This window comes from Micromonospora sp. NPDC047620, from assembly GCF_043205005.1.
Taxonomy (GTDB): domain Bacteria; phylum Actinomycetota; class Actinomycetes; order Mycobacteriales; family Micromonosporaceae; genus Micromonospora.
The window spans coordinates 295,970-304,332 of sequence record NZ_JBIDDG010000007.1; the positions used below are offsets into that span (position 1 = coordinate 295,970).

At 73.0% G+C, this 8,363-nt stretch carries 9 protein-coding genes; 5 read left to right on the forward strand and 4 right to left on the reverse strand.

Annotated features, from left to right (window positions below; translation table 11 throughout):
- Nucleotides 1–56 precede the first annotated feature (56 nt).
- The 4 genes from ACGF5C_RS11410 (at nt 57) to ACGF5C_RS11425 (ending at nt 4,098) form a co-directional block, all read left to right on the forward strand.
- Nucleotides 57–1,004 (forward strand): ROK family glucokinase, encoded by a 948-nt coding sequence (locus tag ACGF5C_RS11410; protein ID WP_393299787.1) that lies wholly within the window; start codon nt 57–59, stop codon nt 1,002–1,004.
- An 8-nt stretch (nt 1,005–1,012) separates the two neighbouring features.
- Nucleotides 1,013–1,720 (forward strand): endonuclease/exonuclease/phosphatase family protein, encoded by a 708-nt coding sequence (locus ACGF5C_RS11415; protein WP_393299790.1) that lies wholly within the window; start codon nt 1,013–1,015, stop codon nt 1,718–1,720.
- A gap of 91 nt (nt 1,721–1,811) precedes the next feature.
- Entirely contained in the window at nt 1,812–3,218 is a 1,407-nt protein-coding gene (locus ACGF5C_RS11420; RefSeq protein ID WP_393299793.1) for a flavin-containing monooxygenase, read from the forward strand.
- A gap of 55 nt (nt 3,219–3,273) precedes the next feature.
- On the forward strand, nt 3,274–4,098 hold the full coding sequence (locus ACGF5C_RS11425) for an alpha/beta hydrolase (RefSeq protein ID WP_393299796.1): 825 nt from the start codon (nt 3,274–3,276) through the stop codon (nt 4,096–4,098).
- A 54-nt stretch (nt 4,099–4,152) separates the two neighbouring features.
- Here ACGF5C_RS11425 and ACGF5C_RS11430 read toward each other — a convergent pair whose 3' ends face one another.
- The 4 genes from ACGF5C_RS11430 to ACGF5C_RS11445 form a co-directional block, all read right to left on the reverse strand.
- Nucleotides 4,153–5,571, reverse strand: a complete 1,419-nt coding sequence (locus tag ACGF5C_RS11430; RefSeq protein ID WP_393299799.1) for a trehalose-6-phosphate synthase — start codon at nt 5,569–5,571, stop codon at nt 4,153–4,155.
- A gap of 179 nt (nt 5,572–5,750) precedes the next feature.
- Nucleotides 5,751–6,596 carry a DUF308 domain-containing protein gene (locus ACGF5C_RS11435; RefSeq protein WP_393299802.1) on the reverse strand — a complete coding sequence of 282 codons (846 nt, stop codon included), beginning with the start codon at nt 6,594–6,596 and terminating at the stop codon, nt 5,751–5,753.
- A gap of 337 nt (nt 6,597–6,933) precedes the next feature.
- Complete coding sequence (locus ACGF5C_RS11440; RefSeq protein WP_393299805.1) at nt 6,934–7,458, reverse strand: hypothetical protein; 525 nt, start codon at nt 7,456–7,458, stop codon at nt 6,934–6,936.
- A gap of 180 nt (nt 7,459–7,638) precedes the next feature.
- The gene (locus tag ACGF5C_RS11445; RefSeq protein WP_393299808.1) at nt 7,639–7,854 is read right to left on the reverse strand and encodes a helix-turn-helix transcriptional regulator; all 216 of its coding nucleotides are present in this window, start codon (nt 7,852–7,854) and stop codon (nt 7,639–7,641) included.
- Between the two features lie 154 nt (nt 7,855–8,008).
- Here ACGF5C_RS11445 and ACGF5C_RS11450 point away from each other — a divergent pair, with 154 nt between their 5' ends.
- The gene (locus tag ACGF5C_RS11450; RefSeq protein WP_393299811.1) at nt 8,009–8,269 is read left to right on the forward strand and encodes a hypothetical protein; all 261 of its coding nucleotides are present in this window, start codon (nt 8,009–8,011) and stop codon (nt 8,267–8,269) included.
- The last annotated feature ends 94 nt before the right edge of the window (nt 8,270–8,363 follow it).

The following is an 8,363-nucleotide window of genomic DNA, read 5'->3' on the forward strand; positions in this document are numbered from 1 at the left end:
GCGCCGGTCGTCCGGCGGCGCGGGCGCGGGCAGCACAGCAGAGGGGAGTGGCAGCGGTGACGCTGACCATCGGAGTCGACGTCGGTGGCACGAAGGTGGCCGGTGGTGTCGTGGACGCCGCCGGCAAGGTCCTCGTGCAGGCCCGACGGGACACCCCCGCCGACGACGTCGCCAAGACCCGGGACGTCATCATCGAACTGGTCACCGAGTTGGCCGTCGGGCGGTCGATCGAGGCGGTCGGCATCGGCGCGGCAGGCTGGATCGACGCCGGCCGTTCCACCGTGCTGTTCGCCCCGAACCTCGCCTGGCGCGACGAGCCGCTGCGGGACTACGTCAGCGCCGCGACCGGGCTGCCGGTGATCGTGGAGAACGACGCCAACGTCGCGGCCTGGGCGGAGTTCCGCCACGGCGCGGCCCGGGACGCCGACGACTCGATGGTCATGTTCACCATCGGCACCGGCGTCGGCGGCGGCATCGTGCTCGGCGGGGAACTGCTGCGCGGCGCCAACGGCATCGCCGCCGAGCTGGGCCACATGCTCACCGTGCCGGACGGCCACCAGTGCGGCTGCGGCCGGCTCGGCTGCATCGAGCAGTACGCGAGCGGCAGCGCCCTGGTGCGGTTCGCCCGCGCGGCAGCCCAGCAGGAGCCGCACCGCGCCGTGGCCCTGCTGGAGCTGTCCGGCGGCGACGCCGAGGCGATCACCGGGCGCATGGTGACCGCTGCGGCGCAGGGCGGCGACCCGGTCGCCACCGAGGCGTTCGCGCAGGTCGGGCGCTGGCTCGGCACCAGCCTCGCCGACATGGCGCAGATCCTCGACCCGCAGGTCCTCGTCGTCGGCGGCGGCGTGATCGACGCCGGTGACCTGCTGCTCGGCCCGACCCGCCGGTCGTTCACCGACGCGCTCGCCCAGCGCAGCCGGCTTCCGGTGGCCGAGATCCGCCCGGCCGAGCTGGGCAACACCGCCGGCGTCATCGGCGCCGCCGACCTGGCCCGCCGGATCTGAGGCGGGCAGTGACGCAGAGCCCGGGCGTGCCGCTGCGCGTCGTGTCGTACAACATCCACGGTCAGCGGGACGACACGGCCGCGCTGGCGGCGGTGGTCCGCGCCGCCCGGCCGGACGTGGTGGTCGTGCAGGAGGGGCCGCGCCGGTTCCGGTGGCGGCAGAAGTCGGCCGCGCTGGCCGAGTCGTTCGGCCTGGTGGTGGCCGCCGGCGGGCTGCCCGCGCTGGGCAACCTGCTGCTGACCAACCTGCGGGTGCGGGTACTGGACACCCGGTGCCGACGCTTCCCGCTCACCCCCGGCCGGCACCTGCGCGGCGCCGCGTACGCCGAGTGCGTGGTCGCCGGTGGCGCCCGGTTCACCGTGGCCGGCTCGCACCTGTCCACCGACCCGGCCGAGCGGCCCGGGCAGGCCGCGCTGTTCAAACGCGACCTCGACGCCGCCACCACGCCGGTGATCGCCGCGGCCGACCTGAACGAGGGGCCGGACGGGCCGGCGTGGGCCACCGTGGCGGGCGGGCTGACCGACGCCGCCGTGGCGACGGACCGGGCCGACCGGCTCACCTACTCGTGCGCGAGCCCCCGGCGGCGGATCGACGCCCTCTTCGTCGACCCGCGCGTCACGGTGGTCGACTACGACGTGGTCGACACCCCGCAGACCCGCCGGGCCAGCGACCACTTCCCGGTCCTCGTTGACCTGCTGCTGCCCGGGGTCGGCTGACCGTCGTCCGCGCCCGGGGCTGGACATCCCGCTCCGTTGTGGAGAGGATGCTGCGCGACCCCGGCCCTCGTGCCGCACAAAGGAGATCCCGGTGTCCACCTCCACCGATCACGGCCGGCCCGACCCGGAGGCGAGCACGCTCGCCCTGACCCGCGACGGCCGGCCGGTCTCCGACCGGGGCGACACCGTCTGCGTCATCGGCGCGGGGGCCAGCGGGCTCGTCGCCGTCAAGAACCTGAAGGAACACGGGTTCGGCGTCGACTGCTACGAGCGGGAGACCGGCGTCGGCGGGGCCTGGAACTGGCGGCACGACCGCAGCCCGGTGTACGCGAGCACGCACCTGATCTCGTCCCGGCCGTTCACCCAGTTCCCCGACTTCCCGATGCCCGACGACTGGCCCGACTACCCGCACCACAGCCAGCTCCTGTCGTATCTGGAGCGGTACGCCGACCACTTCGACCTGCGGGCGCACGTCTGGTTCGGCACCGAGGTCGTCCGGGTGGAGCCGGCCGAGGGCGACCGCTGGGACGTGACCACCCGCAGCACGGGCGGCTACGGTCCGGAGCGCACTTCCCGCTACGCGGCGGTGGTGGTCGCCAACGGGCACAACTGGTCGCCGAAGCTGCCCCACTACGAGGGGTTGGAGGAGTTCCGGGGCGAGGTCATGCACGCCTCGTCCTACAAGGACCCGGCGCAGCTGCGCGGCAAGCGGGTGCTCGTGGTCGGCGCCGGCAACACCGGCTGCGACATCGCCGTCGAGGCCGCCCAGCAGGCGTCGCGCTGCTGGCACTCCACCCGCCGAGGCTACTGGTACGCCCCTAAGTACGTCCTCGGCCGGCCGGCGGACCAGGTCAACGACGCGCTGCTGGCGCTGCGGGTGCCGCTGCGGGTGCGGCAGTGGCTCTACCACCGGACGCTGCGGCTGACCGTGGGCGACCTGACCCGGTTCGGCCTGCCGAAGCCCGACCACCGGGTGTACGAGACGCACCCGATCGCCAACAGCCAGCTCGTCTACTACGTGGGCCACGGGGGGATATCCCCGGTGCCGGACGTCGCCCGCTTCCACCCGTACGCCGTGGAGCTGTCCGACGGCCGGGAGATCGACCCGGAGCTGGTCGTCTTCGCCACCGGCTACCTGCCGCGCTTCGAGTTTCTCGACCCCAAGGTGCTCGGCGACGACGCGGGGACGGGCCGGCCCACGCTCTGGCTCAACGCCTTCGCCCCCGGCCACCCCACGCTCGCCGTCGCCGGGCTGGTGCAGCCGGACTCGGGTGTCTTCCCGTTGTCGCACTGGCAGACGGTGCTCTTCGCCCGGCTGCTGCGGCTGCGCCTGACCCGTCCCGACCGGGCGGCGGCCTTCGCCGCCCGGGTGACGGCGAAGGCGGGGGAACGCTACGCGGGGCCCGTCAAGGACAGCAGCCGGCACTGGTTCGAAGTCGGTCACGCCGACTACCTGCGCGCCCTCCAACGCGCGCTGCGAGACCTGGAGGCCCGGTGAGCGCGAGGAGTGCAGCGCAGCGGAGCCCCGCAGTCGCGAACGAAAGGCCAGAACGGTGAGTCAGCAGGTGCGGATCATGCGGGGGCGGGAGTGGGCGCACCCGGTCCGCCCGGTCCGGCGTGAGGTGCTCGGCGTGGCCCCCGAGCTGGAGCAGGGGCGACCGCCGCTGCTGTTCGTGCCGGGCTTCGGGCACGGCGCGTGGGCGTTCGCCGAGCACTGGCTGGGCCACGCCGCGTCCCGGGGCTTCCCGGCGTACGCGCTGAGCCTGCGTGGGCACGGCGGCAGCGGCCCGGCGCCGGAGGCGACGCTGCGGGCGTACGCCCACGACGTGGCGCAGGCGGCGGCGGGCCTGCCGCGCCAGGCGGTGCTGGTGGGGCACGGCGCCGGGGCCCTGGTGGTCGCGCACGCGCTGGCCCGCTACCCGGCCCGGGCCGGCGTGCTGGTCGCGCCGGTGCTCGGCGGCTGGGCGACGTTCGGCGCCGCGCTGCGCCGCAATCCGCTCGGCACGCTGCCGGCGGTGTTCGGCGGGCCGCTGCGCCTGCACCGCCGCCAGCTGTTCAGCCGGGAGCTGCCCGAGGCCGAGGCCCGGCGGTACGCGGCCCGGCTGGGGCGGGCGAGCCGACGGGCCCAGTGGCAGCTGCTGACCGGGCGGGCCGCGGAGCCCGCGGTGGGCGACCCGCCGGTGCTGGTGCTCGGCAGCCCGGACGACCGGGTGGTCCCGGCGGCGGCGCTGACCCGGGCGGCCCGGCGGTACGGCTCGGCGCCGCTGCTCTTCCCCGGCATGGGGCACGACATGATGCTCGACGCCCGGTGGCGGGAGCCGGTCGACGCGATCCTGGACTGGCTGGCGAAGGACCCGGCCCAGGACAGCCGCCCCTGACCCCGGGCCCCGGCTTCCGGAGCCGGCTCTGACTCCGGGCCCCGGCTTCCGGCGTCAGTCGGCGGCGCCCAGCCGGGTGAGCAGCGAGCCGCTCTCGTCCAGCGCCGAGAGGTAGGAGCGGGCCCAGGCCCGGATGTCGTGCCGGTGCAGGTGCGCCCGCATGGCCCGCATCCGCGCGCCGACGTCGTCGGGGCTCGCCCGCAGCGCCGAGAGCAGCCCCTGCTTGAGCCCCTCCAGGTCGTGCGGGTTGACCAGGTACGCCTGCGGCAGCTCGGCGGCGGCACCGGCGAACTCGCTGAGCAGCAGGGCGCCCGCGTCATCGACCCGGGCGGCCACGTACTCCTTGGCGACGAGGTTCATCCCGTCCCGCAGCGGGGTCACCGCCATCACGTCGGCGACCCGGTAGAGGGCGGCCAGCTCGGCGCGGTCGAACGGCTGGGTCAGGTAGTGGATCGCCGGCTCGCCGACCCGGCCGAACTCGCCGTTGATCCGCCCGACCTCGCGTTCCACCCGTTCGCGGAGGATCTGGTACTGCCCGACCCGTTCCCGGCTCGGCACCGCCACCTGCACGAGCACGGTGTCGCGCACCTTGACGTGCCCGGCGGCGAGCAGCTCGCTGTACGCCTTGAGCCGTTGCTCGATGCCCTTGGTGTAGTCCATCCGGTCGACGCTGAGGATCACCTGCTCGGGGCTGCCGAGATCGTGGCGCAGCCGGCGGGCCCGGTCGGCCACGTCGGGCCGGGCGGCGAGCGCGGCCATCTCGACGGTGTCGATGGAGACGGGGAACGCGCCGATCCGGACCACCCGGTCGTCGACGGCGATCCGACGGTCGGTGGCGGGGAACTGGAGCACCTTGGCCACCAGTTGGGCGAAGTTGTGCGCGGCCTGGGCCCGCTGGAAGCCGACCAGGTCGGCGCCGAGCATGCCGCGCAGCAGTTCGGCGCGGCGGGGGAGCTGCATGAACAGCTCGGGCGGCGGGAACGGCACGTGCAGGAAGAAGCCGATCCGCAGGTCCGGCCGGAGCGCCCGGAGCAGGCCGGGCACCAGTTGGAGGTGGTAGTCCTGCACCCAGACCATCGCGCCGGGCTCGGCCACCTGGGCGGTCGACTCGGCGAACCGCTGGTTGACCCGCTGGTACGCCTCCCACCAGCGCCGGTGATGCTCCGGTTGCTCCACGGAGTCGTGGTAGAGCGGCCACAGGGTGGCGTTGGCGAAGCCCTCGTAGTGGTCGCGTAGCTCGTCGCCGCTGAGTGGCACGGCGTGCATCCGGACGCCGTCCACGTCGGGCACGGCGGGTGCCGGCCCGGTGCCGCCGGCCCAGCCCACCCAGGTTGCCGGGGTGTGGCGCAGCAGGGGATGCAGGGCGCTGACCAGGCCGCCGGGGCTGCGGCGCCACTCGCACGCGCCGTCCGGCGCCGCGCCGTCGTCGATGGGCAGGCGGTTGGCGACCACCACGAGGGAACTCTGTCGCATATCGGGCATTCCGATCCGCAGAGGAGTGACCGCCACAAGGGAGGAACAACCGGGCAGTCAGCGAGGGAAGTGACGGACAGCGGTATTCCTACTGACAGTAAGTTACACCACTGTCACGATCGCGGCGTGGGCGGCGGTCGTCCCGGGATGCGGGCGCGGTGCCCGCCCCGCCGGGGCGGTCAGACGACCGCGCCGTCGTCCGGGTCGTGGTCCTCGTCGCCGCCGGGGCGCAGCCGCCAGATCAACGCGACGAAGCCGGCGAGGATGCCGGTGAAGCCGAACAGGTTGACGACCGAGGGGTCGGCCACCGGGAAGATCGACGGGAACAGGAACAGCACGAAGCCGACCACGATCGCCAGGACGCCGACCACCGTGTACTTGGAGAAGCGCGGCAGGGGCGGGGGCGGCGGCGGGGTGTAGCGCTCGTCGTCCGCCTCGTCGTCGGGCAGCTCCGCGCCGAAGGTGTCCAGCCCGTCCAGCAGCGAGGGCTCGTCCTGGCGGCCCCGGCCGACGGAGATGCCCGAGACGTCCGCGGCGTACGGCAGCCGGCGCACGTCGGTGGCGGTCGGCCCTGCGGGCTCGTCCGGCGCGGCGAGGGTCACCGGGCCCGTGGCGGGCCCCGGCGGGTCGTCCACGTCCTCCGCGGCGGGCCACGGGTTGTCGCCCGGCGCGGGCGTGGTGTGGAAGCCGGCGACGATCCGGGCCCACTCGGCGTCGATGTCCGGCTCCGCGTCGCGGCCCCGGTCGGTGGCCGTCTCGTCGGCGAGCTGGGTCAGGTAGTCCCGCGCGGTGGTCAGGTGCGACCGGTCGACGTAGAGCCGGTCGACGGGGCGGGCGGGGACGGTGGTGGTGCGGGTGACCGGGTTCAGGTCGGCCGAGGGCTGCAGGTAGGCCGCGATCCCGCCGGCGGCGAGGACGTCGAGCAGGTGCTCGCCGACGCGCGGATCCACGTCGCCGGCGACGGCGTACTCGCTCGCGTCGAGCCCGTTGTCCCGCCGTCCCCGGCGGGCCCCACCCGCTGACACCGGACATCCTCCTCATCACGCGCCCGCGGCGCGGTCGCCTGAGCCCCCTCGGCACCGCCCCGGGCACCGTGCCTTGAATCGTGACACGCCAGATGCGGTTTCCGGGAGTGTCTTGTGGCGCGCCGTACGAAGCCAGAGGCCCTGCCGCTGGTCGCGGCAGGGCCTCTATGTCCGTTCTTGCTAGGGACGTGCTAGGGGACACATCACCCGGTGGCGCTCCCGAGCCGCTCGCCGATCATCTTCATGACCTCGCCGTGTCTCTCCGGGGATAGGTGGGCGTACCGCCCCTCGGTGATCTTAGAGTTCGAGTGGCCCATGACTTTCGACAGGATCGGCATCAGTCTGATAGATCGGGGTCAGCCATTGCGGCGCGGAGGCGGGAGTGCAACTCGGCCAGGTTTCGATTTATGCCAATGATGAACTGGCTGTCAGCATCCAAGTAGGGCTGGCCCTGAGGAGTGTGGTTCGGACTGCCCTCGTACAGCTCCCAATACAGGTTCTCCTCCGAATGGCGCAACTGGTACCACGCATCCTGCACGGATTTCGGCCCTAGGAGCTTGACCTGAGCGGTGAGCTTTTCGTGATGGATTAGATCATCTGGCCCTCTGGATTTGGTGATTCCAAGCTCGTCAGTTACCGCACCCAGGGTTGCCTCGAAGTTCTGCGAGTACTCGGCCAGGTCTACATAGAGCTTTATCCGCAGTTCGCGAAGCCGATCCGCCCTCTCGCGCTGCCAGCGGATCTCGTCGATCTCTCGTTCCCTTCGCCACCGCTCGTCCTCCCTCTTCTTGCTTGCGCGCTGAGTGAGCCAAGCTGCGGTCACGGTGCCACCGACGCCGACCGCAGCCACGACGATCGGCACCCACAAGGGAGTGCTAGCTTCCATCCCCTCAGTCTGGCGTCTGCCACCGACGCCCCGATCCTCCGGTGGGGTCGCTCGTGGATCTCCGGTGGCTCCCGCCGGCCTTGCACGGCTCCGGCGGGTCTCAGGAGGGGCGCGGTCGTCCCGGGCCGCCGGGGGGCTTCCGAGGCGGGTTGGTTGCTACTCGGCTTCGTCGCCGTCGGTGACCCGAGGTGGGCGGTGCTCGGCGATCCACGCCTCGACGTCGGCACGCAACCAGACGGTCATCCCATGCAGGCGCTGGAACGGCTCGGGAAAGGTTGGGTAGCGCACGAGCTGGCGCATCCGGGTCCGGCTCACGCCGAGCAGCTCCTGCAGCTCGTGCGGGCCGACCAGCGGACCCGGGACTTCACCCACGGAGCGACCGTAGGCCGATTCGGCAGTGCCGAATTGGGTCTACCTACTTGCGCAGCCCCTTCGGGTGGCCCAGAGTGAATCCGTGGTGGCTGCCCGATACGGACCCGGACCCGGATGGGTGGTCCCACCTCGGCCCGATCGGAGGGAGCGGCAGGTGGAGCAGTTGACCGAGTTGGAGTGGCTGCGTGAGCGGGTGAAGGGGCTGGAGACTGCGTTGCAGTGCTCGCGGCGGGAGATGTTCGACCTGCGGTGCCGGTTGGCGCTGATCGCTCGAGTGACGAGGGATTCCGATCGGGTGCAGCGCGCCCCGGGGGTGGCGTTAGGCGCGATCAACGCCGCGTTGTACTCCGAGACGCAGAACCTGCCTCAGGTCGGCCGGCACGTGTCGCGGCGGCGGCCGAGGAGGGGCCTCTAAGAGCGACCGGCAGTAGGTCTGGGATCTGGGCAGACGGGAGCCCGGGGTAGTGACAGGCACGGGGCCATTGATCATCGGAGTTCTCTACGCTTCG